At 41.5% G+C, this 24,630-nt stretch carries 23 protein-coding genes; 12 read left to right on the top strand and 11 right to left on the bottom strand.

Translation table 11 applies throughout. From position 1 onward, the window contains the following. Positions 1–132: 132 nt before the first annotated feature. Complete coding sequence (gene asnB, locus QSJ46_RS15830; protein ID WP_285604984.1) at positions 133–1,974, bottom strand: asparagine synthase (glutamine-hydrolyzing); 1,842 nt, start codon at positions 1,972–1,974, stop codon at positions 133–135. A gap of 154 nt (positions 1,975–2,128) precedes the next feature. On the opposite strand from asnB, the gene QSJ46_RS15825 reads away from it, so the two are divergent. Continuing rightward, the gene (locus QSJ46_RS15825) at positions 2,129–2,656 is read left to right on the top strand and encodes a DUF2777 family protein (protein WP_285604983.1); all 528 of its coding nucleotides are present in this window, start codon (positions 2,129–2,131) and stop codon (positions 2,654–2,656) included. A gap of 38 nt (positions 2,657–2,694) precedes the next feature. Here the strand turns inward: QSJ46_RS15825 and QSJ46_RS15820 are convergent, their stop codons facing one another. Together QSJ46_RS15820 and QSJ46_RS15815 are read right to left on the bottom strand one after the other, a co-directional pair. Further along, positions 2,695–3,063: a YisL family protein gene (locus QSJ46_RS15820; protein ID WP_034282135.1), complete on the bottom strand. Its 369-nt coding sequence runs from the start codon at positions 3,061–3,063 to the stop codon at positions 2,695–2,697. A 92-nt stretch (positions 3,064–3,155) separates the two neighbouring features. Beyond that, complete coding sequence (locus QSJ46_RS15815) at positions 3,156–4,061, bottom strand: fumarylacetoacetate hydrolase family protein (protein WP_039177674.1); 906 nt, start codon at positions 4,059–4,061, stop codon at positions 3,156–3,158. Between the two features lie 111 nt (positions 4,062–4,172). On the opposite strand from QSJ46_RS15815, the gene QSJ46_RS15810 reads away from it, so the two are divergent. The 9 genes from QSJ46_RS15810 (at position 4,173) to QSJ46_RS15770 (ending at position 8,525) form a co-directional block, all read left to right on the top strand. Continuing rightward, positions 4,173–4,343 (top strand): hypothetical protein, encoded by a 171-nt coding sequence (locus QSJ46_RS15810; RefSeq protein WP_285604982.1) that lies wholly within the window; start codon positions 4,173–4,175, stop codon positions 4,341–4,343. 717 nt (positions 4,344–5,060) lie between these two features. Beyond that, positions 5,061–6,155, top strand: a complete 1,095-nt coding sequence (locus QSJ46_RS15805; protein WP_285604981.1) for a CotH kinase family protein — start codon at positions 5,061–5,063, stop codon at positions 6,153–6,155. 122 nt (positions 6,156–6,277) lie between these two features. Further along, positions 6,278–6,439 carry an aspartyl-phosphate phosphatase Spo0E family protein gene (locus QSJ46_RS15800; protein ID WP_039177669.1) on the top strand — a complete coding sequence of 54 codons (162 nt, stop codon included), beginning with the start codon at positions 6,278–6,280 and terminating at the stop codon, positions 6,437–6,439. 126 nt (positions 6,440–6,565) lie between these two features. Continuing rightward, entirely contained in the window at positions 6,566–6,787 is a 222-nt protein-coding gene (locus QSJ46_RS15795) for a spore germination protein (protein ID WP_024425506.1), read from the top strand. Positions 6,788–6,801: 14 nt separating this feature from the next. Beyond that, positions 6,802–7,035: a spore germination protein GerPB gene (locus QSJ46_RS15790; protein ID WP_003210877.1), complete on the top strand. Its 234-nt coding sequence runs from the start codon at positions 6,802–6,804 to the stop codon at positions 7,033–7,035. Between the two features lie 30 nt (positions 7,036–7,065). Next, positions 7,066–7,680 carry a spore germination protein GerPC gene (locus tag QSJ46_RS15785; protein ID WP_047202343.1) on the top strand — a complete coding sequence of 205 codons (615 nt, stop codon included), beginning with the start codon at positions 7,066–7,068 and terminating at the stop codon, positions 7,678–7,680. Next, a complete protein-coding gene (locus QSJ46_RS15780) occupies positions 7,677–7,853 on the top strand; it encodes a germination protein GerPD (RefSeq protein ID WP_003210893.1) in 177 nt (58 codons plus the stop codon). Before QSJ46_RS15785 ends, QSJ46_RS15780 begins: the two co-directional genes overlap by 4 nt. After that, entirely contained in the window at positions 7,853–8,284 is a 432-nt protein-coding gene (locus QSJ46_RS15775) for a spore germination protein GerPE (RefSeq protein WP_024425504.1), read from the top strand. Before QSJ46_RS15780 ends, QSJ46_RS15775 begins: the two co-directional genes overlap by 1 nt. Before the next feature lie 22 nt (positions 8,285–8,306). Then, positions 8,307–8,525: a spore germination protein gene (locus tag QSJ46_RS15770; protein WP_003211468.1), complete on the top strand. Its 219-nt coding sequence runs from the start codon at positions 8,307–8,309 to the stop codon at positions 8,523–8,525. A gap of 47 nt (positions 8,526–8,572) precedes the next feature. Here the strand turns inward: QSJ46_RS15770 and QSJ46_RS15765 are convergent, their stop codons facing one another. The 5 genes from QSJ46_RS15765 to addB are packed head-to-tail and all read right to left on the bottom strand — an operon-like array spanning position 8,573 to position 20,676. After that, positions 8,573–8,872: an HNH endonuclease gene (locus QSJ46_RS15765; RefSeq protein ID WP_285604980.1), complete on the bottom strand. Its 300-nt coding sequence runs from the start codon at positions 8,870–8,872 to the stop codon at positions 8,573–8,575. 19 nt (positions 8,873–8,891) lie between these two features. Beyond that, complete coding sequence (locus QSJ46_RS15760; protein WP_285604979.1) at positions 8,892–12,287, bottom strand: AAA family ATPase; 3,396 nt, start codon at positions 12,285–12,287, stop codon at positions 8,892–8,894. After that, a complete protein-coding gene (gene sbcD, locus QSJ46_RS15755; protein ID WP_047202346.1) occupies positions 12,284–13,459 on the bottom strand; it encodes an exonuclease subunit SbcD in 1,176 nt (391 codons plus the stop codon). Before sbcD ends, QSJ46_RS15760 begins: the two co-directional genes overlap by 4 nt. Before the next feature lie 25 nt (positions 13,460–13,484). Next, positions 13,485–17,189: a helicase-exonuclease AddAB subunit AddA gene (gene addA, locus QSJ46_RS15750; protein ID WP_285604978.1), complete on the bottom strand. Its 3,705-nt coding sequence runs from the start codon at positions 17,187–17,189 to the stop codon at positions 13,485–13,487. Then, positions 17,167–20,676, bottom strand: coding sequence for a helicase-exonuclease AddAB subunit AddB (gene addB, locus QSJ46_RS15745; RefSeq protein WP_285604977.1), 3,510 nt, complete (start codon positions 20,674–20,676; stop codon positions 17,167–17,169). Before addB ends, addA begins: the two co-directional genes overlap by 23 nt. Before the next feature lie 152 nt (positions 20,677–20,828). Between addB and QSJ46_RS15740 the strand changes: the two genes are divergently transcribed. Beyond that, the gene (locus tag QSJ46_RS15740; RefSeq protein ID WP_047202349.1) at positions 20,829–21,275 is read left to right on the top strand and encodes a ferritin-like domain-containing protein; all 447 of its coding nucleotides are present in this window, start codon (positions 20,829–20,831) and stop codon (positions 21,273–21,275) included. A gap of 197 nt (positions 21,276–21,472) precedes the next feature. Here QSJ46_RS15740 and QSJ46_RS15735 read toward each other — a convergent pair whose 3' ends face one another. Genes QSJ46_RS15735 through QSJ46_RS15725 form a run of 3 tightly spaced genes read right to left on the bottom strand, consistent with a single transcriptional unit; the run spans position 21,473 to position 23,195 of the window. Then, the gene (locus tag QSJ46_RS15735; protein ID WP_039177642.1) at positions 21,473–21,883 is read right to left on the bottom strand and encodes a DoxX family protein; all 411 of its coding nucleotides are present in this window, start codon (positions 21,881–21,883) and stop codon (positions 21,473–21,475) included. Between the two features lie 57 nt (positions 21,884–21,940). Next, a complete protein-coding gene (locus QSJ46_RS15730) occupies positions 21,941–22,780 on the bottom strand; it encodes a M56 family metallopeptidase (RefSeq protein ID WP_285604976.1) in 840 nt (279 codons plus the stop codon). After that, positions 22,773–23,195: a BlaI/MecI/CopY family transcriptional regulator gene (locus tag QSJ46_RS15725; protein ID WP_047202352.1), complete on the bottom strand. Its 423-nt coding sequence runs from the start codon at positions 23,193–23,195 to the stop codon at positions 22,773–22,775. The genes QSJ46_RS15730 and QSJ46_RS15725 overlap by 8 nt, the downstream gene beginning before the upstream one ends. Positions 23,196–23,462: 267 nt before the next feature. Between QSJ46_RS15725 and QSJ46_RS15720 the strand changes: the two genes are divergently transcribed. Continuing rightward, entirely contained in the window at positions 23,463–24,608 is a 1,146-nt protein-coding gene (locus tag QSJ46_RS15720; RefSeq protein ID WP_047202353.1) for an AbrB family transcriptional regulator, read from the top strand. Positions 24,609–24,630: the final 22 nt, after the last annotated feature.

The raw sequence follows: 24,630 nt of genomic DNA, 5'->3' as shown, positions 1-24,630 counted from the left end.
AAATTAATTCACTTTAAGTTAATTATACAAATTAAAAAGACTAGATCAACTTTTGATGTGCTCAAAAAGTCTCATGTTATGTATCAAAAAAGCCGGCTTCCTTTCAACAAGTGCAAGAAAGCCGACCCTTTATTACGCTTCTATATCAATTCGATACGTTTCAAACCAATGGTGAATCTGTGCTAGATGGGCAATCAACTGTGGGCCCTTCATGAGCTGGCCATACCAAGGCACATGAAAGGAAGCTCCTTCCGTTTCAATCAGCTGCTTTAATTGATGTGGATCTAAAAATTCGTGAAGGACAGAATCTTTTTGTGCGAGACAGTTTGTTAGCATCGCTTTCACAGCCTGAGTATAGGCTGGATGATGTGTTTTCGGGTAAGGACTCTTCTTTCGATAAAGCACTTCATTCGGTAAAATTCCCTCTAATGCTTTTCGTAAAACCCCTTTTTCACGATTTCCATGCATTTTCATTTCCCAAGGAATATTCCACACATATTCGACAAGGCGATGATCTGCAAATGGCACACGTACCTCAAGACTAGCCCCCATACTCATTCGATCTTTTCGATCAAGCAGTGTTGTCATAAACCAGATCATATTTAAGTAAAAAAGTTCTCTCCGGGCTTTATCGACTCCAGTTTCTCCATCTAAAAGAGGCGTTTCAGCCACCGTTTCTTCATATTTGCTTTGCGCATATTCCTTAAGTGACAGCTTTTTTTGCCACGAGTCTTGCAGGAGCTGAGTTCTTGCTTCTGTCGATCTCATCCAAGGGAAACTATTTGTTTCATTTGCCATGTGAAACCAAGGATAGCCGCCAAAAATCTCATCAGCACACTCACCTGATAAACCAACAACGAAATCCTTTTTAATTTCTCGGCAGAATATAAGTAAAGAAGAATCGATATCTGCCATCCCAGGTAAATCTCGAACCTCAACCGCTTCCTTCAAATATGCAGCCAGCTCTTTTTGCCCGATGATACAGTTGTGATGATTCGTTTGAAACGCTTTGGTCATTTGATCAATCCATGGGCCGTCAGCATTTGGCTGGAATTGACTTGCTTCAAAGAATTGATCATTTTCTTCGTAGTCAATGGAATACGTATGAAGCGGTGCTTTCCCTATTTTCTCAAAGTGCTTAGCGGCAATGGCAGTAATGGCACTAGAATCGACGCCGCCAGATAAAAATGTACATACAGGCACATCAGAGACAAGCTGTCTTGTCACGGCATCTGTAAAGAGATGCTTAATGTGCTGTGCGGTGTCATCAAGTGAGTCAGTATGCTCCTTGCTTTTGACATTCCAGTATCTCCACACGCGCAGGCCGTCTTTTGAAAAGGTCAAGGCATGTGCAGGTCTCAGCTCTTTTACCCCTTTAAACACTCCTTGGCCTGGTGTTCTTGACGGCCCTAAGCCAAAGATCTCCGACAGCCCTTCATGATCGACTTTTGCTTTGATATCAGGGTGAGCAAGAAGTGCTTTAATCTCTGAACCAAATAAGAAGGAATGATGACGTTCTGTATAGAAAAATGGCTTGACGCCGAGCCGATCTCTCCCTGCAAATAACAATTCACGCTCACTATCCCAGATCACAAATGCAAAAATGCCATTAAAATGGGAGACACACTCTTCCTTCCATTCTGTATAGGCATGAAGAAGAACTTCTGTATCAGAATGCCCAAGAAAGCGGTGCCCCCTTTTTAACAATTCTTTTCTTATATCCTCTGTATTATAGAGCTCTCCATTGTATACAATCGTATAAGCATGGTTTTGATGTGTATATGTCATCGGCTGCTTTCCGCCTTCTACATCTACCACTGCTAACCTTTTATGCCCGAAAAGAACGTGCTCACTTTTCCATGTATTTGTATCATCTGGCCCTCTTTTAGATAATGTATCTGTCATTTGATTGATTACATGATCCTGTTGGATGAGCTGCTTATTAAAGTCTGCCCAGCCTGTAATTCCACACATCATCATCAGCTCCCATCCGTTTTTCCTCAAGTGTTCTCATTCAGCCTTTCTTAGTTTATGCATCGTCTCCTTGATAGTTGATTTGTCCTTTTTTCCCGGCGTATAGGACAGGCTTGATTTGGTAAGAAAAGAAAGAGGAAAGGAGCTTTTACAAATGGAGAATCGAATGAAGCAGCTTGAACGCTGCAGCAGAAGATGGTGTAACGGGTATTTGCTCATTGAAAACGGACATTGTCTGATTGAAGATGAAGAAGGAGAGATCATGCTGCCGGAAAGTCTTCAAAGCACAATGATCTGTTTGAAAGAAAATGACCGATGGACAAAAGGAGAATTGCTTGGTTCCATGGTTCTTCATGAAAACGGGCAGCTAATAGACGTACAAGGAGGAGAGAAAATTCAATATACGGCGTCCCTTGCCAAAGGCTGGCTCGATCTTCTCATGTTCGTACCGGAGAACGTCTTTGATCACATCCTTGAGCAGGTAGAGCAGCTTGGTTTTTCCGTCTATGATTGTGTCTTCTCTTCCTTTCATTCATTACAGCGCGTCTCTTTCTTTCAGTTTTCGACAGATACGCAATCACTTGCACTTCAATGTCACCATGCCCCTGCCTCCAGTCACATTCGTTTTGAATGGACCTCTTCAGATGGACAACGGATCGTTTCACAATTTGATGCCACATAAAAAGGACACTGCTTCGTATAAGCAATGTCCTTTTTATATTAAAAGATATGGAAACCGATCGGCAGACGTAAACCGAGAAGAATGGTCACAATCGCAAATACGATAAAACCAATCAACACACCAGTCACCGATTTTCCTTTTTTCTTGCGCACTAGGACCATTTCCATGAAACCGATCACTAGAATACCGAGAATCATTTTTCCGATATACTCGCCCCCGAAACCTGGAATTTTCATTCCTGTGCGAACATATAGCTCTACGCCTGTTGCGATAATGATCAAGTAGAATAAGCGAACGATCATGTGCACAATTTTAGCGCCTTTGTCGTTTTTACCTGCTAGAGCAAAGGCTACGAAGAATAAAATAATCCCCAGCACCCATGCTGTGATATGTAAATGTGTTCCCATTTGTGATTTCCCCCTTTATCAGAACAAGTACCTTCTCATCGTACCACGAAATAAGTCGAACACAAAGCGACAATCCTGTGTCATCACGTGCTTTATTTGACGTGATTTGTCAGCGTCCCAATCGGTTCAATCGTGATGTCAATTCGATCTCCAGAAGCTAAAAACTTAGGCGGTTCAAAGCCCTTCCCTACCCCAGAAGGTGTACCTGTTGCAATGATGTCACCAGCTTCTAGCGTCATCCCTTTTGAAAGAGTGGAGACGATGTTCTCAATTGTGAAGATCATTAATTCCGTACTGGCAGACTGACGAACCTCTCCGTTTACCTTTGTTTCCACATGGAGCGCACCATGATCCTCGATCATTGATTTATGAACGATATAAGGTCCTATCGGGCAGGTTGTATCTAAGCTTTTGCCAATGAAAAATTGTTTGTGTTTTTTTTGCAAATCTCTTGCCGTCACATCATTTAAAATGGTGTAACCGAATATATAATCTCGGACCTCTTCAGGAGCAATGTTTTTCCCTGATTTGCCCATCACGATAGCAAGCTCCCCTTCATAATCCAATTCACTTGTCACATCTTCATGAAGAAGAATCTCATCTTCGTGTCCAATGACAGAAGTAGGTGCCTTTGTAAAAATCATCACGTCTTTAGGAATATCCGCCGCACTTCCCATTTCCATAACATGATCTTGATAATTCTTTCCGACACACATGATGTTTTTAGACGGCTTTGGAATCGGGGCATGGAGTTTCACGTCCGAAAGCGGATATACATAAGAGCCGCGGTCTTCTTCTTTTTTCTCAGCCCAATCAAGAAGCTGCCCCACATGTTCTACAAACTTGTCCCCCATTTTGATGCACTCAGATAAAGAGTTTGGCAGAGTCTCAAGCTCAAATAATTTGGCTTCTGCCTTTTTGACGTCCATCACCCATTCATCATCAATGACTACCCCAATAAACATGCTGCTATGTATCTCACCTGTAAAAAACTTCATGTCTTCCCCTCACAATCTTCATTTCGCTAAGTTATGATGTCTCATTTTATTTCTCTATGAAATAAAAAAAACCCTTTTTTATCATACTCTCTTTTAAAAAGGGTTTCAAAAATGATGATTGAATGCCTAGCGGAAACGGCGGTATTCCCACATATTTCCTTGATCCCATTTACGCTCAACATTTCCTGTTCTTTGAGAACGATGCTTCTTCTTTCCACATCTATGGCAAGATCGGCTGCGTTTATGGTGATGAGAACGTTTAGATCGATGACTGCGGCGTGACTTGCGGCTCTTCTTATGATGCGATCTGTGCTTGCTGCGATGTGACTTGCGGCAGCTTTTCTTATGATGCGATCTGTGCTTGCTGCGATGTGATTTGCGGCAGCTCTTCTTATGATGCGATCTGTGCTTGCTGCGGTGTGACTTGCGGCAGCTCTTCTTATGATGCGATCTGTGTTTGCTGCGACATGACTTTTTCGGTTCGCTCTTTTTGCTTCTGTAAGATTTCTTGCTTTTATATGACTTTTTACTCTTCATGCTTTTCTTCGAACGATAGCTTTTCTTAGAGCGATAACTTTTCTTTGAACGATAGCTTCTGTAGCTTTTTTTACTGCGGCGTGATTTACGGCGTCCACCACCACCAAAGAACCAATGACCGCGATTTGAATAACGAGAACGAGCTGACTTATGCGAACGTCTCGATTCTGGTTCACGATCTAAGTGATGATCACGTCCCTCACTTCGAAGTGAAGCCACTGCATGTTCAATGTGTGAATGATCAAATGTACTCACGAACAATTCCCCTCCCAGTCTATGCTGCGACAAAACAAACAGACAAAGCTGTTTATCTTCTCTGCTTTATGTTACGAGACTCGGTAGACAAGTGTTCGTGACGAATGCCTCTTTCCTTTAAAACTCCATGAATACCTACCAGCTGGTACAGGACATTCCTTCACTTTCATATTGTGAAAGAAGAGCATATAGGAGGCTGATGAACGTATGAACACGGAATCTTTAAAACAACTTGATATGTGGATTCATCCAAAGGACCTGATTGAACTAAAAAAAGACATTTGGAACGATGAACCTGTTGAAGCTATTCTGAAAACAGGCCAAACCAAATCACATATTTATGCTTCATACCGCGGTTCACACATTAGAAAACTTAAGAAAAAGTCCTATCAAATTGAATACCGAAAGCCAAAACAAAGACAAGGCGAATCCATCTTTCATTTAAATGCAGAGTACAATGACCCTTCGTTTATCCGAAACAGACTATCCTTTTATTTCTTTGAGCAGATGGGGGTGCTTAGTCCAGTCGCTTCTCATGTGTTTATCACCATAAACGGAAGAAAAGAAGGCATTTATTTGAAAATAGAATCCGTCGATGAGTTCTTTCTTCAAAAACGGCAGCTTTCAGGAGGCGGCATTTATTATGCGGTTGATGACGACGCGAACTTCTCCCTTTTGAGTTCTTTTGATAAAAAGCCAAAAAAGCACCTTCTTCTCGGATACGAGAAAAAAACGGGGACGTCTCAACATGATCAGCAGCTGAGCGAATTTATTTACTTTCTCAACACAGCAAGAGATGACACTTTTGCAGAAAAAATTGAACAATACCTAGATGTGACACAATATTTCCGCTGGCTCATCGGTGTGGTATGCACACAAAACTTTGATGGTTTTGTTCATAACTACGCTCTTTATGTGAATGAACAAGGGCGGTTTCAAGTACTTCCTTGGGATTATGATGCAACATGGGGTCGTGACATTCATGGAGAAGAAATGGCGTTTGATTATATCCCAGTAAACGGCTTTAATACATTAACTGCTAGATTACTAGATATCCCTTCGTTTAAAGAAGCCTATTACACACTTTTCCAGCATGTACTCGATACACATTTTGTAGAAGACCGGCTATGCCCAATCATCGAGAAATGGCATGAATCGATTGAGGACCGAATTGGAGATGATCCATATACGAAAGATCGAAAAGACATCCTGCCATCTGAACGAGACTTAATCCGGCAGTATATCAACAAAAGACGACGTTATTTACAGGCTGAGATCAGAAAAGAGAAATTTGGCACGTAAGAACACTTTCGAATTTTGTCACTTTATTACTCATATTGACGAAACAGCTTTTTTTATAGAAAAATAGGGTATACTAACCATATCCTTCTATTTGATAAAAAATGTGAGAGTTGGCGTCCGTTATGATCAATTATGAAATTGAACAAAAAAGATTACATTTAATTGAGACTGCAAAAAAATTCGGGATGAATGCCGAAGAAACCATCAGATGCAGTCAAGAGCTTGACATGCTCTTAAATAAAGGCATCAAATCCACCTCTAAAGATTGCTCAAAAAAAGGGTAAGCCATACATCTAATTCCTCTCATGAAAAGCTTTCAAAAAGACAATCACACATTAAAAGACCCATCATAAGCTATGGTGAAACGCCCAAATCAAAGTGCCCTAATTTTATAAAGGATGTGCACCGCTATGCCGGCTATTGTGGGAGCCTTTAAAGTAAATGCCGTCGGAACGAGCGGAGTCGTTCATGTTGGAGACTGTATCACCATTTCTCCAAATAGTCAGGTTAAAACGTTTGCTGGCGCAGGCAGTTTTAATACAGGTGATCAATTGCAAATTAGCAACTACAAAAGTGTGACAAATACGTACGACAGTGATGTCATAGATCAACCGCTTGTTGGTAACTTGTAAGGAGTGAGGATCCGTTGAACTTCTATATTAATCAAGCGATACAAATTAATTATTTACGTGTGGAGTCTGTGAGTAACTCCTCTGTTCTGCAAATTGGGAGTGCTGGATCCATCAAAGCCCTTTCCAACCTGTATAACACGGGAAGCTACGTAGAAGCAGCGCCTGCCGCAGCAGGTACACAAGGAATTGAAGAATCTCAAGGCGCAAGCACAGCACCTTTTGTACCGCTTCAGTCACCAACAACTTAAGTCATCTGCAATCCCCGGAGGTGTAGGTAAATGTACGATTATCAGAGCAACGCTTCACAAGTATATGGCATCATTCAAAAACAATCGCAACAAATCATGATGCTTGAAAAAAGGCTTAACGAGCTTCAGCAGGAAATGCAAATGATCAAAGATAAACCGACAACGAATATAGAACGGATTGATTATCAATTTGATCAACTGAAAATCGAACGGCTGGAAGGGACGCTGAATATCGGCCTCAACCCATCTGATCCAAACAGTGTTCAAAACTTTGAAGTGGGCCAAACAACAACCCCGGGAATTGGAATGATGCAACAAGAAATGGCTGATCAATTTTTCAATCAAACACGGCAGCTTGTCGATGCATTTTTAAATGAAGAAGCTCCAGAACTTCTTGAAGAACTAGAGCAGCGATATGAAGGGTCCCTCGATGAAAGCAACAAACACCATATCATTGAGGACATTCGCAAGCAAATTGACAGCAGGATCAAATACTATGCGGGACAGCTGCCTCACCGGGAAGATATGACACCGTTGCAGCGTTCAGAGCAAATTGCTGAATATGTGAAGCATGATGTAAAGCGGGCGATTGAGCACTTTTTAGCCCATATTCCAAGTGAAACGAAAGGAGAGGAAAACGGATGAATTTCACAGTTGTCAACCGCAATATTGAGACTGGAAGCATTAAAGTAGTCGGGGTATCGTCTTCTTCCTTATTTATCATCGGGGACACAGATCATGTACAATTATCATCAATTTTCGATACACCGCCAGAATCTCTGATTATTGGCCCGTTTGTTCCTCTAGCACCTCGATAATGATCAAGCGCACATCTCAAGTGAAGTTCTCAAAGGTGAATTCTGTCGGGATTTCGAGTGTGGTTCAAATCGGTGATACTCAGGAGCTATGTCCGAAAGTCAAGGTGTTAGCTGTTCAACGAACCATTAGTTTGTTTTATGGCTATGAAGCAGAAAATTTAGATGCGAAAGAATTTGAAGTGTATTATGAGCCTATTCCATTGATGCTGCCAGAACGATCAGTGAGAACAGCCTTTTACCATGAAAAGCCTGTGATTAAAGTGTCTTCCATCCATGTAGAAGGGGTATCATCGTCCTCTGTCTATCAAATCGGCTCTACTTGTCGAATGAATGGCGTTGCGCGAGTGAAGCATATTAGGGAGCTGTTTAGCAATGATGAAAGTCCGCAAAACTCACAAATGGACCTACCTGCGCATATGATGGTGATATGACTTCGAATAAAGGATGTCGATTATGCCAGCAATTGTCGGACCCATTTACATTAACTCTATTTCTGGAGGCGTCGTAAACGTCGGTGACTCATTCTACCTGTCGCCTAAAAGTTCGTCAAAATCTGCTTTAGGCTCTGGAGCGGGGAATACCGGAGATTTCTTGATATTAAATAATGGCATTAGCGCCACCAACTATGTGGATCCTGACTTAAATGATCAGAATATGGTAGGTAATGCATGAAGCAGCTCCTCTACACCTATTTCAAATAGAGGAGCGCTTTTTTATGCTTATTTCTTTCTGCGCTGTCTCGATTTTTTTGTTTTAACTAGCTTGCTTGCCGGCTGTTTCCGAATCCATTTGATGTACGAAGCAAGCTTATCATCCTGCCTCAGTGCATCAATTGTGTTCAAACGTGCGGCAAGCTCCTGGTTTGTAAAAAGGGCATGTACTTGTTTATGACAAGGGATGCACAAGAAGGCAGTCGGTAAAAAAGCACCACCCTCTTCTCTTGGCGTTAAGTGATGTTCTGTGAGCAGGACTTCTTGTCTTCCGCACAGCTCACATAATCCAATTGTTTGCTTTGCCACCGTGTCATCACCTCAATCTTTACATTAATTCCATGGAGACTGTTGTTCCTTTCCCGCTTGGATCTGCTGGATGGACAATCAGTTTTTTCGGCAGCCGCATTTTCAATTCTTCCACATGGCTGATGACACCAACAGCTAAGTTTTGGGATTGTAATTTCTCTAATGCGGTAATGACCGTATCAAGCAAGTCTTGATCAAGGGTACCAAAGCCTTCATCAAGGAAAAAGAATTGCAGCGGAAACTCACCTCTCAGCTGAATCTGCGCTGAAAGAGCTAGTGCAAGCGCAAGCGACGTCAGGAAGGTTTCCCCGCCGGACAAGCTGGACACTGGACGTCTGACACCGCCATTCGCATCATCGCGCATGACAAAGCCGCCTTCTGAATCCACCTCAATCGCATACCTTTGTCTTGTCAAAATACCAAGACGGGCAGAAGCATCACGACTGACACTTTCCAGCTGTTCTTCTGCTAAGAACTCAACAAATGTATTTCCTTTAAACACGGTTTGCAGCTTATCAAGCCGATCAATTTCTTGCTGCAGCTCCGCTAAGCGTTCATGAATACTTGCAAATCGCTGGTGATTTTCTTCCATCACACGCAGATGTTCATAAGCAGAGCCGCTCATCACTGTTGCTTCTTCCAATGCCTTTTCTGCCGCTTCTTTCCTCAGTTGAATATCAGTCCACTGCTCTTCATCTAGTGACTCATCTTTCAGCAGTTCAGAAATTCGCTTTAAGTTTGCGGCACATTGCTTTCTTTTATCCTCAAATTCATCAATTTCTTGTTTAACTGATTGACGTACTGCCTGATTCAGGAAAGCAGATGCAATCTCTTGAGGCTTATCAAAAGGAGAAGACTCCGATTCTTTATCCCATGCTGCTCTTGCATCTTGTTTTCTTCGTTCAGCCTCTTGAAGCTGACGCTCACTGCTTGAAAAATGGCTTTGTGCCTGACTAAAGAGCTCCTGTGCGTGCTGTAATTGCTTGTACGATTGCTGTTCCATTTCATTGAGACGAACAAGCGTGTGTTCAACCTCGATCAGTTCTTCAGAAATAGAGACAGCTTTTAATGGATATCGCCCTAAATCTGTTTCATATTGATGAATGAGCTTTTGCTGACTTTCCAGCTGATGCGCTAGTTTATCAAGTTCCTTCTCCACATCGTATATGACTGTTTGCAGATGTTCTTTTGCCTGCTGTTTTTCTTCTAAAAATGAAATGCTTTTCTCAATCCGCTCTTTATAGCCTTCCGCTTGCTGGTCCTTTTCATCTATTTGCTTTTGCATCTCTTGTACTTGATGCAAAGTAAAATGCGGGAAGGCCTGTTCAAATTGAGATGTTTGCTCTGAAAGCTCAGATTGAAGCTCCTTGATCAGCCCGTCTAATTCTTCGATACGCTGCTGTTCAAATGTCATTTGATCTTTTATCTTGTTTATCTCTGCTGCTTGATCATGTGTTTCATCCATTAAACGAGCTCGTTTACGATCAACTTCTTGAATATCTTGTTTCAAGCCTTTCCATTCTTGCATGAGATACTGCAAGGACTCCGGATTTTGCACTGCTTCTACTGCTGCCGCAACTTCCGCACCTGGAGCTTTCTGAGATAAAAAGGCAAATTGTTTTACTAATTGATTAGCGTGCGTTTCCAATAGCTGCTTGGCGGCATACATGTCTCTTGTGTATTCCTCTGCCTGCTTAAGCTCTGTGTCCATCCGTTGAATCACTTCATCGATTTGTGCCACTGTTTCTTCATGGTCATTGTTTTCCAATGCCTTTGAGTCATGATGAACCGATCCACAAACAGGACATGGCTCACCATCTACAAGCTCTGCCGCTAATTCTTTTCTTAATTCCGCCGCCCTAACAGCATCACGCTGTTTTAATTTTTCGAGCTTCTGACTTTGTTCTCTTTTACTCCATTCTGTAAAAGCCCGTTCGAATTCACATACATAGAAATAGAGCTGTTCAATCGCTTGAAACGATTGGTCTATTTTTTCATGATGGTCTTTTTGCTGTTTTTGAAGCTTTTCAAATGCTGCTGCGGTCTGTGTTGATCGCTTTTTGAGCTCCTCCATCTTTTGTTCTTCCTTGTGTATGCTTTGATGTATTCTTTGAACATTTTCGCTTAATCGCAAAGCATCCTGTACACTTTTCCGTTCTTTTACAGAGACTTGTAATGGCTCCAGCTCACGCTTCAGCTGTGTTTGTTTTGCCAGTGCACGTTCTAACAATGATTGGAGATTGTCTGCTTCTTCTTTTTTTTGTAATAATTGCTGCGCTGTATTATTTTTTCTCTGTTCGATTGCCGTCTTTTCCTGAAGAGCCGCCTCTTTTTTTCGTTCAATTTCCTTTAGCTGAATCAGCTGCTCTTTCTTTTGGAGAAGTTCCGGCTCAGTTTCTATTTTCTTTTGTCTGGCTTGCTCATAGTTCTGCGTCATTTGATCATAGATCGTTCGTTGATGCAGAAGCTGATTTTCTGCTTCCTGCTTCTCTTTTAATGCTTGAGAAAGCTGATTTTCAGCCTTTGTTAATGCATCCGCATAGGGCTTTAATGCCTCTGCCTGCTCAGCAATATGAAGCTTTGCCCTTTTTTCTTCCATTGATGGTGCCAGTTGATTCAGATGGTTTAGTTCCGTCTCATAAGCTTCTTGTTCCTTTTGATACTGCCAAATTGTTTGCGCCTTTGTAAAAACAGTGAACGCTTCATCCCGCGCTTGTTTTTTCTCATGAAAAATAGCCTTTGCCTGCTCTGCCGCTTCCTTTGCCTTTGCGAGCGCCTCTGGACCAGCTTCACCTAAACCATTCAGCTCAGCAAGCAGTTCATTTTTTTGTCCATACTGATTCTGCGCCTTTGCACGCAAACGTTTGACGAGCTGATCCCCATACTTTTCCAGGTTAAACAAACGCTGAAGCATTTGTCGTCTATCGGCTCCTTTTAAGGAAAGGAATTCTGCAAACTTCCCTTGGGGCAAGACGACCGCACGCGTAAAATCATCAATAGTTAACCCGAGTAATTCCTCTATTTTACGATTGACCTCACTCGCTTTATCTGCAAGGACTGTCTGCGTATCACCAATTTCAATCAGACGGCATAGTGTCGTTCTGACTTTCATTTCATCCGCCCGCTTAAAAGCACGTTCGACTTTATAAGAAATATGGTGTTCCTTCTGCAAAGCGAACGTAAAGGAAACTGACAGTTTCTCTTCCGCTTGGTTCAAAATACCATGTGTATTATTTAATGCCCGTTCCACTTTGCCATAGAGTGCCAGGGTCATCGCGTCTAATATGGACGATTTTCCGCTTCCTGTCGGTCCAAAAATGCCAAACACACCTGCATCACATAATGAGCTAAAGTCAATTGTTTGCTCTTCTCTGAAGCTATGAAGTCCTTTAATGGTTAGCGTAATCGGCTTCAAGTCGCTTCCTCCTCTTGCATTTCATTGGCGAGCTCCAAAAACAGCTTGACTGTTTTTTCATCAGGAAGTCCGCCGCCTGTCTGGCGCTCATAAAATTTCACGAACCGCTCTTCGATCGAGAGCTTTTCAACTTGCTTTTGTTCTTCCAATTGCTGCAGTTCTTTAAATTTTGGTCTAATATGAACAAACCCGCTATGCTGCTTTCGGAGCTGATGGATCTCTTCTATGGAGAGCTGATCTGTTAAATGAATCTCTAAATCAATCCATGCCTGAAGATCCCGTTTTTCATCCAGCCACTCGTGTACTTGACTTAGTCCCTCTGTCGCCTTCCATTTCACAAGTGGTTTTCCGCTTGATAACAACACTTCTTTCCAGCTTGCTTTTTCATTAGGTTTTGCCTCAACAATCGTGACTGATTTGGCATATCCTGATTCAGAAAAGCTGTAAGCAAGAGGTGACCCAGAATAGCGGGCGATCGTTTTGGCACGCTTGATGGTTTGCGGCCGGTGCAAATGACCAAGGGCCACATAGCAGGCTGCTTCTGGCAGACTTTCAGCCGCAACGGTATATGCACCGCCTACTTCAATCGGTCTTTCTGAATCTGTTTGACTTCCTCCGGCCACATAAATATGGCTCGTTGCGATATTGACCGTATCGGATTGAAATTGAGTGCTTAAATGCTGGAATGCTTGCTGTATTTTTAAATTGTAATGATCACGAAGCACTTTCTCTTCAAATGTTTCAGCCAGCACCTCGTTTAGTCTCGCTTCAGACGGATAAGCGAGTGCTGCGATGGATAAACGTTCACTCGAAGAAGGAACATCGACGCGGATGATATCATTTGTCGGATATCCAATTAAATGAATTCCCTGATCATTTGTTAAAGGAGATGCGGCGGATAGTCGATCCGGATTATCATGGTTGCCTGAGATGACCACGACCTGACGTTTTCCTTTATCAGATAAGGCGGATAGACTTTCATAAAAAAGCTGCTCTGCTCTAGCAGGCGGATTCACTGTATCAAAGGCGTCTCCAGCCATGACAATGACATCAATGTGTTCGTCTTTTACGATTTGATACAGCTCATCTAAAAACTGTGCTTGCTCATCAAGCCGGCTTCGGCCTTCAAGGGTTTTTCCTAAATGCCAATCCGCCGTATGCAGAATCCTCATGTGATTCACCTCTCATTCGAAACATTTATAATGAAATTTCTATATTCCCATCAAAGAAATAAAGAATTTTCTCCTCTAATGTTCTGTTTGTTAAACGTTCTACTGCTTTTGCATATAACGCTATTTGAGTTTCATAGCGTTTTTTCAATATAGGCACAGCTGCTTCAAGGCCGTCTGTAAATCTGCCTTGCACTCTATCGGTTTTATAATCTAGTAAATATAGCTTTCCGTCCGTTTCAAATAAACAGTCAATCATCCCTTGAATAAGGACAGGCTCCCCCTCTGCATCAATATGGCTGTATACCTCTTTAACAGGTAATACCATACTAAATGACACTTCTCGTTTTACCCAGTCCGCTTTTCGCAGCTTTTGACCAATAGAAGTAGAGAAGAAGGCTGCAATTCCGTCTTGATCAATTGACTGAACTTGCTCATTTGTTAGCAAATCTCGCTGCTGTAATGAATTGAGCAGCTGCTGTATACGTGAATCATCGTAGGGCTTGTCAGAAGGAAGCGCAATATGCTGCATGACTGTGTGCATTGCGGTGCCTTGCTCTGCGGCAGTGAGTGCTTTTTTCTTCATGAAAGCCGGCCGGTCATACAACGTGGCACGAGCTTTTCGAAGAGAAGAAGGAACACTGTACTCATCCTGTATTTCTTTCATTCTCTTTATCTCGGAAACAGACTGCTTTGTGCCGACTTGTGAAGCCGCTAGATATGGGTATCTCCATGAAAGTCTCTCTGCTACTTTCTCATCAGCATCACCATATTCTTCAACAGGCAGACCCTCCATCAAAGCTTGTACCACCTCGTCTTGCTGCTTCTTTTCAAGTGACATATCTTCTTTTAGAAGATCGGAAGCTTGAGTAAATGAGATTGTGAATGCTGATGGATGCGAAAGAACAACATCACCTGTTTCTTCTAAAATAGATGACATTGCTTGGTGACGGATGAGAGCAGGACCAATAAAATCTAAGTATGTTTTCGATTGATAACGTTCAAAATCAGGGAGCAGCCAATCTTCTCCGGTTGCAGCATTTTGCCATTTGCTTAATGCTTTCACCTGATTTTTGACAGAGCCGACCAGAAATAATTTTTCCTTAGCCCTTGTGAGCGCCACATATAGAACTCTCAGCTCTTCAGATAACAGCTCTTTCCTCATCTTTTTTTTCATCGCTACAAGCGGTAATGTTGCATAACTAATTCTCAGCTCAGGATGGATATACTTGCTTCCAAAACCTAGCTCTTTATCAAGTAAATAGGACTGGTTTAAGTCCATCATATTAAAGTTCCTGCCGAGTCCTGCGGTAAAGACGATTGGAAATTCTAACCCTTTACTGCTGTGAATCGTCATCATGCGAACAACATCCTCTGTTTCACTGAACGTTTTTGCCGCACCAAGATCATCTCCACGCTCCTGCATTCTTTCGATAAAACGAAGAAAACGGAACAGTCCTCTAAAGGCAGCTTTTTCATACTGCTTTGATCGATCATAAAGAGCGCGGAGATTCGCCTGTCTCTGCTTGCCTCCAGGCATCCCGCCAACGTAATCTAGATACTGCGTATCGCGGTATACTTCCCAAATCAATTCCGCTACTGAATGATTCATCGAGAAATCACGCCATTTACGCAGCAACCTGAAAAATCGTTCTAGTTTTTTGCATGTAGGGTGATCTGAATGAGTCACACTCATAAATGCCTTCACAGCATCATAATAAGTGCCTTTTTTATCACTCGTGCGAATCAGTGCCATTTCATTTTCGTCTAAATGGACAAGTGGTGATCTTAATACAGCTGCAAGCGGGATATCCTGATATGGATTATCAATGACTTTTAACAGAGAAAGAATGACAGACACCTCTGTTGCTTCAAAATAACCGGAAGAAAGATTCGCATACACAGGGATTCCCTGCTTCTTCAATTCCTCCATCATTTGCGGGGCCCATGGCATAGAACGAAGCAAAATCACAATGTCCCTATACTGCAAGTTACGGGTCATTTGCTGTTTTGCATCGTACACTTGAAATGGCTGCTCCACCAATTCTCTTATTTTTTTAGCAATGACTCTCGCTTCAAGCTGTACGGTCTCTAATTCTTCTCGCTCTTCGTCAGTTTCTGCTTCCTGTTGATCTAAATGGACAAGAAGCATTTCTGTCGTTGTATCTTCGCTTTCTGGATAACTCGCTCCAAGCTTTAATTCAGCTTGTTCATCATATTCAATTTCTCCAACTGTTTCCCCCATCAGCTGTTTGAACAAAAAGTTCGTACTGTCTAACACATCTGAACGGCTGCGGAAGTTTTTATTTAAATCAATTCTCTTCCCTGTTTCTTTGCCGTCTGCTGTAAATTGTTTATATTTGTTTAAAAAGAGCATGGGCTCAGCCAGTCTAAAACGATAAATGGACTGCTTTACATCACCAACCATAAACAGGTTGCCGTCTGCAGCATATTCCCCTTTAGATACAAGTTTTAAAATCGTTTCTTGTACAAGGTTTGTATCTTGGTATTCATCAACGAGCACTTCTTCAAACTGCTGTTGATAGTACTTAGCCGCTTCTGTTTCGATCAAATTTCCTTCCGCATCCTGCTCTGCTAAAATGCGTAAGCAATAATGCTCTAAATCCGAAAAGTCCACGATTGATTTTTCTTGCTTCGCTTTTTCGAAACGCTGTCCAAATTGGATGACAAGCTCCACAAGTGTTTCGACCACCGGCTTCATTTCAGCTAAACTCTTCAAATGCTGGGCTGGACTGCGCATAAAGTATTCATCTTTAAGCTTTTCTAATTGTTTTTTTGCTTGATTACGTGCATCTGTGGCTTTTTCTAACAGCACAGGGTCATATTCGTCCCCTTTACATGTTTTGAGCCTTTTAAAATTGATGTTTGGCACCAGCTCGTAAAGCTTCTCAAAATCATCTTGGTGCCTGATTAATTCATTGACTTGCTCTAGATCATCTATAAAATTTTCTGCTCTCGGTGCCGGGCCGCCCGGTTCTTTTGATAGGGCGAGAGCTCGTTCAAGTAGTTCCAGACAGCTTCGAAAAACGAGAGAAAGGTCCTCTTTGATATATGGGTAAAACGGTAATTGTTCTACTTTTGTTTGAACATCTACATCATAAAGAGAAAGAAATGCCCTCATCCATTGCTCAGGTGAAGGGTGAGATCTGGAAAACTCATAAATTTTCTTCACCAGCCATTGCAAGTCTAAATCATGACGGTCAGAAGTATAGCGATCAACCAGTTCAAAGAACGATGGCTTTCCAGCTTTATATTCATCCTCAAACAGTTCATCCAACACTTCATCTCCTAATAATTCTCCTTCTGTTTGATCAGCCAAACGGAAGCCTGGATCAAGGTCAATTTCATAATAAAAGGTGCGCAGAACCTGCAAACAAAAGGAGTGCAAGGTAGAAATATTGGCACGATTCATGAGCGACAGCTGTCTTCTCATATGAAGGGACCCGGGGTTTTTCGCTAATTCCTTTTCAAGTGCTTCTGTGATCCGATGCTTCATCTCTGCCGCAGATGCATTTGTGAAAGTCACAACGAGCAGACGATCCACATCAACTGGATCTTCTGGACGGGTCATTTTTCGAATCAGCCGTTCAACCAAAACAGCTGTTTTACCTGACCCTGCTGCCGCCGCAACAAGAATATCTTGTCCTTCTGAAACGATGGCTTCCCACTGGTCATCCGTCCAAGTACTGTTATTCGGTTTTGGTATTTGCATACTGATCCCCTTCTTTTTTGATCCGGTCTATCACAACATCATCCTTTTCAGATGAAAGCACTCTAAATTCATTATCCTCTATCGATTCATCAAATTGGCAAATAGACTTAAATGAACAAAAGCGGCATGGTGTTTGATCCTTCAATTTATATGGATTAATGGCAACTTCACCATTTGTAATTCTTTCGCCTGCTTCTTCAAATGTGCGTCGAACGTGCTGTGTGAGTATATGGAAATGATCTTCACTTAAAACAGCAGAGTCAGAACGGAAAGATCCGTCCTTTTTCAAACCTGCTTGAATGACTTGTGATCTTCCTGATTCAAGCGTTTGATCCATTAGCTTTACCGCTTCTACATCTTCAAGCAATAGACCTTTCATTTTAAATTTCTTGAATATTTCCTGCTCAATTTCATCCTCTGCAAGCGGAATCGGTGCTTGAATGAGCGGATCATGGATATGGAAATATAAAATGCCAGCTGGCGTTGCTTCTACACCGAGCCATTTCTTCGAATACGTAATGGTTAAATCTAAGTAAGTGAGCATTTGCAAGGCAAGCCCATAGTATACCTCTGCTAGATCAAGACCTTTCTCACTCGATTTGTAGTCGACGATTCTCAACAGAAGCCCTTTTGAACCTTCTGCTTTATCTACTCGGTCAATTCTTCCGACAAGCTCCATCGTGCAGCCATTTTTCAATTGAAAAGTAAACGGCGGAAGAGGTCCTTGGCCGCCAAACCCTAACTCAAGTCCAACGGGAGAAAATCCACTCACTCTTGCATGCTCACTTAAGATAGAAGAGACCCTAATCAAGATTTTCTGGAGTTTTTCTTTAATATAAGCATGCCGATTAGAGCTTAATAGGATTTCCTTTTGAAGACGCGGAGCAAGCTGTTCGATTGCATGTCTTGAATAGTTGACACAGTCATCCTTCGTTAAGTTTTTCCAATCCTTTTTTTGTTCAACAAGCGTATCTGAAATATGCTTTAAAGCCGAGTGAAACAGCTGGCCGATATCGGGTGCTTCCAATTTATAAAATTGCCGGTCCTTTAGTTTTAACCCGTGGGAAGCAAAGTGAGAAAATGCACACGCATTAAATTTCTCCATTCTTGAAACACTGCCTTGAATGTGATCACCGTAAAGTTCTTTTGTAACGTTTGGTTTTAAGCGCTTCGCTCGATTTGTAAAAAACAAACTCGACAAGATGTTTTTTGATACATCCCGATGAGTTGACGTTATCAAATAATTATAAACACTCCACCATACACCACTGATGGGATATTGGTTGAGCCATTGCTGCAGCTGCGAGACAGTATACGATAACGAGACATGCTCATTCGCTACAAATTTTAATTGCTCCTCGTCATCCAGCTGTTCCGGGTCTAACACATACAAAGCATGCTCATGATTTGGCATAAGCTCCTGACAATACTTGATAAGAGTCGAGGGCAATAGAGAGCGCCCCTCTTCATCTGACACTGAATAAGACAGATACAAATGATGAGATGGACTCGACAGCGCCTGGTAAATTAAAAATTGCTCATCTAGCAGCCGTTCCTTTCCTGTCTCTGCCAGCTCTGCTCCTGCTCGTTTTAACCATTCCCTGTCATCCTCAGACAAAACACTTTCGTCAGAAGGGCGTGCGGGAATAACGCCATCATTTACCCCAATGATAAACATACACTTCACTTGATACATTCTTGATAAATCCATACTTCCGATAAATACTTGGTCGAGTGAAGGCGGAATTAAAGCGAATTTTAAAGAGGCCAATCCTGTATCCATCATCTGCTGGAATAAAGGAAATGAGAGCTCCTCCTCACCGAGCATTTCAACAAATTCATCCATTAATTGAATAACAGCATCCCATACTTGTCCATGCTGCATGGCTTCAGCTAATCTACCTGCTTCTTCTGCTTCCAGCCTAGCTTTTTCAAGTTTATCCGGCACTTGTATTTCCTCTAAAAAGACATAGACTGCCTCCACCATGTCTTTTACCTTTTGCGCTTTTTTCAGCCTTTTTTGCAATTGGAAAAGCGGAGGTGCAATCCATTCCTTTACATCATTCAGCATCTGTTCCATTTCAATTTCTTGATCTGTTTGTCCAAAATCCTCATCTAAAGATTGGAATCGTCTGTAGTGGAAACGGGAGCCGTTTGTCCAGCGTTCTCCTTTTACACCATAAGCAATACAGTAGTTTTCAAGCTGATCTGCCTGTTCTCTCGCTTTGTTTTTGGCAAGTTCGAGCGGAAATAAGAACTCTGTTTTCACGCAGCGAAACACGGCCTCATACCGCCAGTTTCCTTTTATGACATCCAAGCTCGAACGAATCAATTCAATGAGCGGATGATACTGCATTGATTCATTTCCATCAATAAAAAAAGGAATATCGTAATCTCGAAAAACCTCTTTTAACGTATCTTTATAGTCATCTACATGCCGCGCGACAACTGAAATATCTCGCAGTCTAAGTCCTTCTTCTCTCACTAAATGAAGAATTTCTCTCGCTACTCCCTCAATTTCAGCTCGTTTACTCGCACTTTTAGACACTGTGAGATGAGGAGTTACTTCCTGAAATGGCTGCACCGGTCTCTGCTCATATTGGCGTTCTAAATAAGCAAGATCTGGCGTATGAAGATGCCGGTTATTTCTCTCCAAAATGTGCTCAAAAATGGCCGCTCCGCACTCTTTGGCAAGCTGATAGAGCTGGAAATACGTTTTACCAGTCATACGAAATAAATCAAGTTCATTTGGCTGCTTATCATGATAGGAACGATCCACTGTGAACGCAGCCGTTATTTTCTCAGCATGAAGCAGAAGCTGTTCAATGACGAGAAGCTGCTGCGGTGTAAATTGATAAAAGCCATCTATATAAATATGTGCTCCTTTTATTTCTTCAGATAAAGGAATTTGCTGCGTAAGAAGCGTCAAATAGTCTTCTGAGTGCACATATTCATCTTGTAAATGCTGCTCCATCTGCTGATAAAGAACATGCAGATCATGCAATTTTTCGCCTGCCCGTCTTTCTTCTGTATACTCTGAATGCATGCTCGATAATGAAATTTTTTCAATATCCTCCGGCAACATGCAGTATCTTTTGAACTCAGCCATCGTCTTTTCGATTTGCTCGACAAATCCCGGCTTATCGCTCGCTTTTTTGAATACCTTAAACTTTTCTTTCTCTTCTTCAATCACTTTTCTTAAAAGCATTTGAATTCCTGTGCTTGTCACAAATTGCCGGTTCGCTCCGCCAGTCTGCTGTAAAATAGACCAAGCAAGACGCGTGAAACTAAATACTTTGGCCCTGATCATCCCGCCAGCTTCAGACGTTTTTGCAAGCTCGTATTCCATTAAGAATGTCATTTGATCCGGGACTAAAAAAATGATTGGCGGACCCAGCGGATCTAGCCGAAGCTGTTCTTTGATTTCCTCTAAGATTGCAGTCGTTTTTCCACTCCCCGATCTGCCTGCTAAAAACTGAATTTCCACGCTCCACAACACCTTTCTTATGTACTCATATTCTAGCGAAAATAAAAGTAAATAGCTATTTTCCCCTTCTCCTTCCTAAAAAGATATAGGCACCTTTCCTAACTCTTCTCATATCATAAACCATCATGAACTTAAAGGAGGCTGGCAATATCATGTATTACGGTTATTATGACTACTCGCCATATGACATGCGCCAAAACACAAGAATCATTTCAGACCTTGAAAAAGCGATCAATGGTGAATATTCTGCGATCCAATGCTACGAAAAACTTGCCCAAAGAGCAAAAACTCCTGAGGCAAAAAAAATCATTCAAGAAATACGCCAGGATGAAGTCAGACACTATCAACTATTTTCAAAGCTATATTATTCTTTAACAGGTAAAAACCACAAACCAAGCGTAACAGAACCTTGTCCAGATCAATTTAGAGAAGGGCTTCTTTTCGCATTTAAAGATGAACAAAGAACGGTCGATTTTTACTTAACGGTATCAGATTATGTCCGGGATCAAGGAACAAAAGAGCTGATGAAACGTATTGCTCAAGATGAACAGCAGCATGCTGTATGGTTTTTATATCTTTTAACGCACCATGTGTCTTAGATAGTCCTATTTTAATAGGAGATCGTATGTTCCGTCAAAAAATGAAATCGTCTTTTTGTTCATTCAATCTATAAAATAAAGGACTATTTTCAGCAAACCTCTCATCTCTTTCACTTTTTCAAACGTGAAAACGACAATTTGATAAATAAAAAAACTCCTCTGCCACACATAGCAGAAGGAGTTTTTTTCATGATCGTTTAATGAAATTTTGCTTCATTGCTTTGCTGCTGATGTTTTAGCAGCCCATCAATGGACAGCATCTTACTGCCGCTAAGTGTTAAATAAAGCGCCATGACAAGCAGTGATAGTTCAAATTCATAACCGCCAACAAATCCTTTAGAAAAACCAACCGTCATAATCGCCACAGCCATAATTGGTACAAATAGCGCTGCGAAAATACGTGTTCCTAGACCTAAAATCAAGGCGATACCACCGACCAGTTCAATTGTCTTCACAATATAGGCCATAAATTCCGGTATACCGATTTGTCCAAAGAATGCCGCTGTTCCTCCCAGACCTCCTTGATATGCCTGAAGTCCGTGTAGAAAGAAGATCAAACCTAAAATAACACGTACGAAAAGTGTTCCTATTTCTTGATTCGTTTTCATATAGTGAATTCCTCCTGTTTTTACACTACATAATGTAATGTTAATTAGTAAAAAAAATTAGTAATTTAGATTAAGCATAATCATTAAGACCACCATGAGAATGGTTGATGTGACAATGGGAATGATGGGTACATTGAAAGGAATATTGTATGTTGGATTTAAGATCTTTTGTATTCTTAAATTCAATGCCCGATCTCCAAAGGATACCGCAAACTTCGTTTGTTTTTGAAACTGAGTTCTCTTTTTAATGAGTTTCAAAAGGGCTTGCCCTACTCCAAGCTCAGTGCCTGTCTGCCGAATCGCATAGTCATCTGCGATCACTTCACGAAAAACGGAATAGCTTTGTCTCATATGCTTTAACACTGGAATGTACCAAATAACTTTTGTGAGCATTGAGAATGTGAAGGCCTTTAAAGGATCATAGCTGTATTTGTGGTGCAATTCATGATGAACAACAGCGTCAATCTCCTCTTCATCCAGCATGTCCATGAGAGACGTTGATAAGTAAACCTTTGGGTGAAGCATACCCATGGCAAAAGCAAGCGGTTCATGACAATGAAACACAATGATGTCGTTTGCATATTTCTCAGATACAGATTCGGTCGACTGGTGATCGACTGCAAGCATGAGATTTTGCTTGAATTGAATGTACGTTTTGATTTGCTTCGTCATATAGAAAATCGCAAATCCCAGTGTGTAGAGGACTAAAGCATCTAGAAAATATTTCAAAGGAGTGAATCCATAGAATTCGAGAACAGATTGGCATACATGAATGAGATTATATGCTTGATTCCAGCCAAAAAAGCTTGAAAGCACGTAATACCCCATCTGATAAAAAATCGTTAAACCAATCAATATACCGCCTAAAAATAGCAGGCTCGATTTCATTTTATTCATTTTGCTGCTCCTCTTTTTTGGATGCCAGCCTTGCTTCAAGCACTTTGAGTAATTCAGGGTCAGCACTTTCAATTGCATCCACCATATGATTCACTGCCAGTGGACCAAAATCGTCCATCAGCCCTTGCGTAATCCATTTTGTCTGCTCATTTAGAAATTCTTCTTTTGTTAAAATAGGATTATAAATAGATGAACGCCCTTTTGTTTTCTTCTCCACAATTCCCTTTTCGGTTAAGCGGTTCAGCACAGTCATCACCGTGTTGAAATTAATCGGCTTTTCATCTGACAGCTTCTGCTGCACTTCTTTAATCGGCATATCCTTACCTTGATAAAGGATCTCCATAATTCTTCCCTCTAAAGGACCGAAAAAACGATTCAATCCCTTTTCATTATATTTAAAAGAAGGAATTTTCATGTTATCACCTCACACTAAGGATTGTAGTGTAATTGAAAATGATAGTCAACTGATAACAAAAATAGGGGAAAATCGTTGTATATTTGTTTTTGTTTTTGGTAAAAATTATATCTTCACTTTTATTAAGAAGCTGTCGGGTTCTTGATAAGATAATCTTATGAAAATGGTAAAAAAATTCGTATTTTATTTATAGAGACTTTTGTATTATAGTGAAGATAACAACATTTCACTTACTGAACAAATTTATAGGAAGAAGGTTTACATGTGATGAAACAAGGAAAGAGCCTTCGAACCGATCTCATTTTGATCGCAATAAGCGGTTTAGGTGGATTTCTTTTGTCTTTAACAGGAATGTCTATTGGCTGGATGATCGGTACATTAATCACAGCTGCCTTTATTGCCATGCGACGTCCCACCCTGTTTCAGCGCAAAGGAAACAACACCTTGCGTATTCACAGCAGATGGCTACTCCTTGGTCAATTTATTCTCGGAATCGAACTCGGACAGAAAATGAACATGAAAGTTCTTCATATTTTCGCTGAACATTGGCTCCCTGTGAGTTTCATGCTCGTTTTTTCTATTCTACTGGCGATGCTCTCTGGCTTTGCCTTATGGAAGCTGAGTAAAACAGATATGCTGACCAGCTTTGTCGGCACAGCACCAGGCGGTTTATCTGCTATGCCAGGGATTGCCCAAGAGGTTGGAGCAAATACAGCCGTTGTTAGTCTCGTACAAACAACACGTGTATTAATGGTGGTACTCACCATCCCATTTACGGTGTTCTATTTAAATACAAAAAATCCAGCGGATGCAGCTGCAGGCGTTCAAGGGAGCGCCTTTTCATCCGGTGTTTTCACCCTGTCAAATATCTCGTGGACTGCTGCACTTATTTTAGGTGCCTGGCTTATGTCACGCCTGGCGGTTCGTCTTCATTTCCCTGCCCCTTGGCTGATTGGCAGCATGTTAGGAGTTGCTGCTCTTCAAGTAGGTGCAGGTGCGCTCATAGGTCATGATTTGATTCCTTATTGGCCAGCACAAGCGAATATCGCATCACAGGTATTTCTAGGTGCAACCATCGGTTCAAAAATGAATAAACAAATGTTTGTCGGACTAAAAAACACGTTAATTGTAGCCGTCGTCAGCTCAGCTGGACTAATTGCTGCAACGGTTCTCAGTTCAATTGCCATTGCTGAGGTCACAGGCATTTCTGTCATTACAGCCATTCTTGCTTTTTCGCCTGGCGGTATTGCAGAAATGGCAACAACAGCAGTTACACTCCATGAGGACTCAACCTTTGTAGTAGCTGTACAAGTCGTTAGAATCATTCTTGTCATAGCTATGCTGCCACCGTTTTTTCGATTCTTACATCATGTCTGGGCAAAAAGACATCCTGATTATAAAGCCGCTAAATAAAAAAGAGAGACGCTTTGCATGT

Source organism: Bacillus sp. YKCMOAS1 (assembly GCF_030268125.1).
Classification (GTDB): domain Bacteria; phylum Bacillota; class Bacilli; order Bacillales; family Bacillaceae; genus Bacillus; species Bacillus safensis.
Note: the sequence above shows the minus strand (reverse complement) of the source record. Positions and strands in the feature narration are given on the sequence as shown.

Coding starts and splice junctions, on each gene's coding strand:
- QSJ46_RS15805 (WP_285604981.1), top strand. CDS start 5,061: ATGAACACGGAATCTTTAAAACAACTTGATATGTGGATTCATCCAAAG.
- QSJ46_RS15785 (WP_047202343.1), top strand. CDS start 7,066: ATGTACGATTATCAGAGCAACGCTTCACAAGTATATGGCATCATTCAA.
- sbcD (WP_047202346.1), bottom strand. CDS start 13,459: ATGAGGATTCTGCATACGGCGGATTGGCATTTAGGAAAAACCCTTGAA.
- asnB (WP_285604984.1), bottom strand. CDS start 1,974: ATGTGTGGAATTACAGGCTGGGCAGACTTTAATAAGCAGCTCATCCAA.
- QSJ46_RS15775 (WP_024425504.1), top strand. CDS start 7,853: ATGATCAAGCGCACATCTCAAGTGAAGTTCTCAAAGGTGAATTCTGTC.
- QSJ46_RS15770 (WP_003211468.1), top strand. CDS start 8,307: ATGCCAGCAATTGTCGGACCCATTTACATTAACTCTATTTCTGGAGGC.
- QSJ46_RS15810 (WP_285604982.1), top strand. CDS start 4,173: ATGATGATTGAATGCCTAGCGGAAACGGCGGTATTCCCACATATTTCC.
- QSJ46_RS15820 (WP_034282135.1), bottom strand. CDS start 3,063: ATGGGAACACATTTACATATCACAGCATGGGTGCTGGGGATTATTTTA.
- QSJ46_RS15720 (WP_047202353.1), top strand. CDS start 23,463: ATGAAACAAGGAAAGAGCCTTCGAACCGATCTCATTTTGATCGCAATA.
- QSJ46_RS15800 (WP_039177669.1), top strand. CDS start 6,278: ATGATCAATTATGAAATTGAACAAAAAAGATTACATTTAATTGAGACT.
- QSJ46_RS15825 (WP_285604983.1), top strand. CDS start 2,129: ATGGAGAATCGAATGAAGCAGCTTGAACGCTGCAGCAGAAGATGGTGT.
- QSJ46_RS15815 (WP_039177674.1), bottom strand. CDS start 4,061: ATGAAGTTTTTTACAGGTGAGATACATAGCAGCATGTTTATTGGGGTA.
- QSJ46_RS15730 (WP_285604976.1), bottom strand. CDS start 22,780: ATGAATAAAATGAAATCGAGCCTGCTATTTTTAGGCGGTATATTGATT.
- QSJ46_RS15725 (WP_047202352.1), bottom strand. CDS start 23,195: ATGAAAATTCCTTCTTTTAAATATAATGAAAAGGGATTGAATCGTTTT.
- QSJ46_RS15735 (WP_039177642.1), bottom strand. CDS start 21,883: ATGAAAACGAATCAAGAAATAGGAACACTTTTCGTACGTGTTATTTTA.
- QSJ46_RS15795 (WP_024425506.1), top strand. CDS start 6,566: ATGCCGGCTATTGTGGGAGCCTTTAAAGTAAATGCCGTCGGAACGAGC.
- addA (WP_285604978.1), bottom strand. CDS start 17,189: ATGCAAATACCAAAACCGAATAACAGTACTTGGACGGATGACCAGTGG.
- QSJ46_RS15780 (WP_003210893.1), top strand. CDS start 7,677: ATGAATTTCACAGTTGTCAACCGCAATATTGAGACTGGAAGCATTAAA.
- QSJ46_RS15740 (WP_047202349.1), top strand. CDS start 20,829: ATGTATTACGGTTATTATGACTACTCGCCATATGACATGCGCCAAAAC.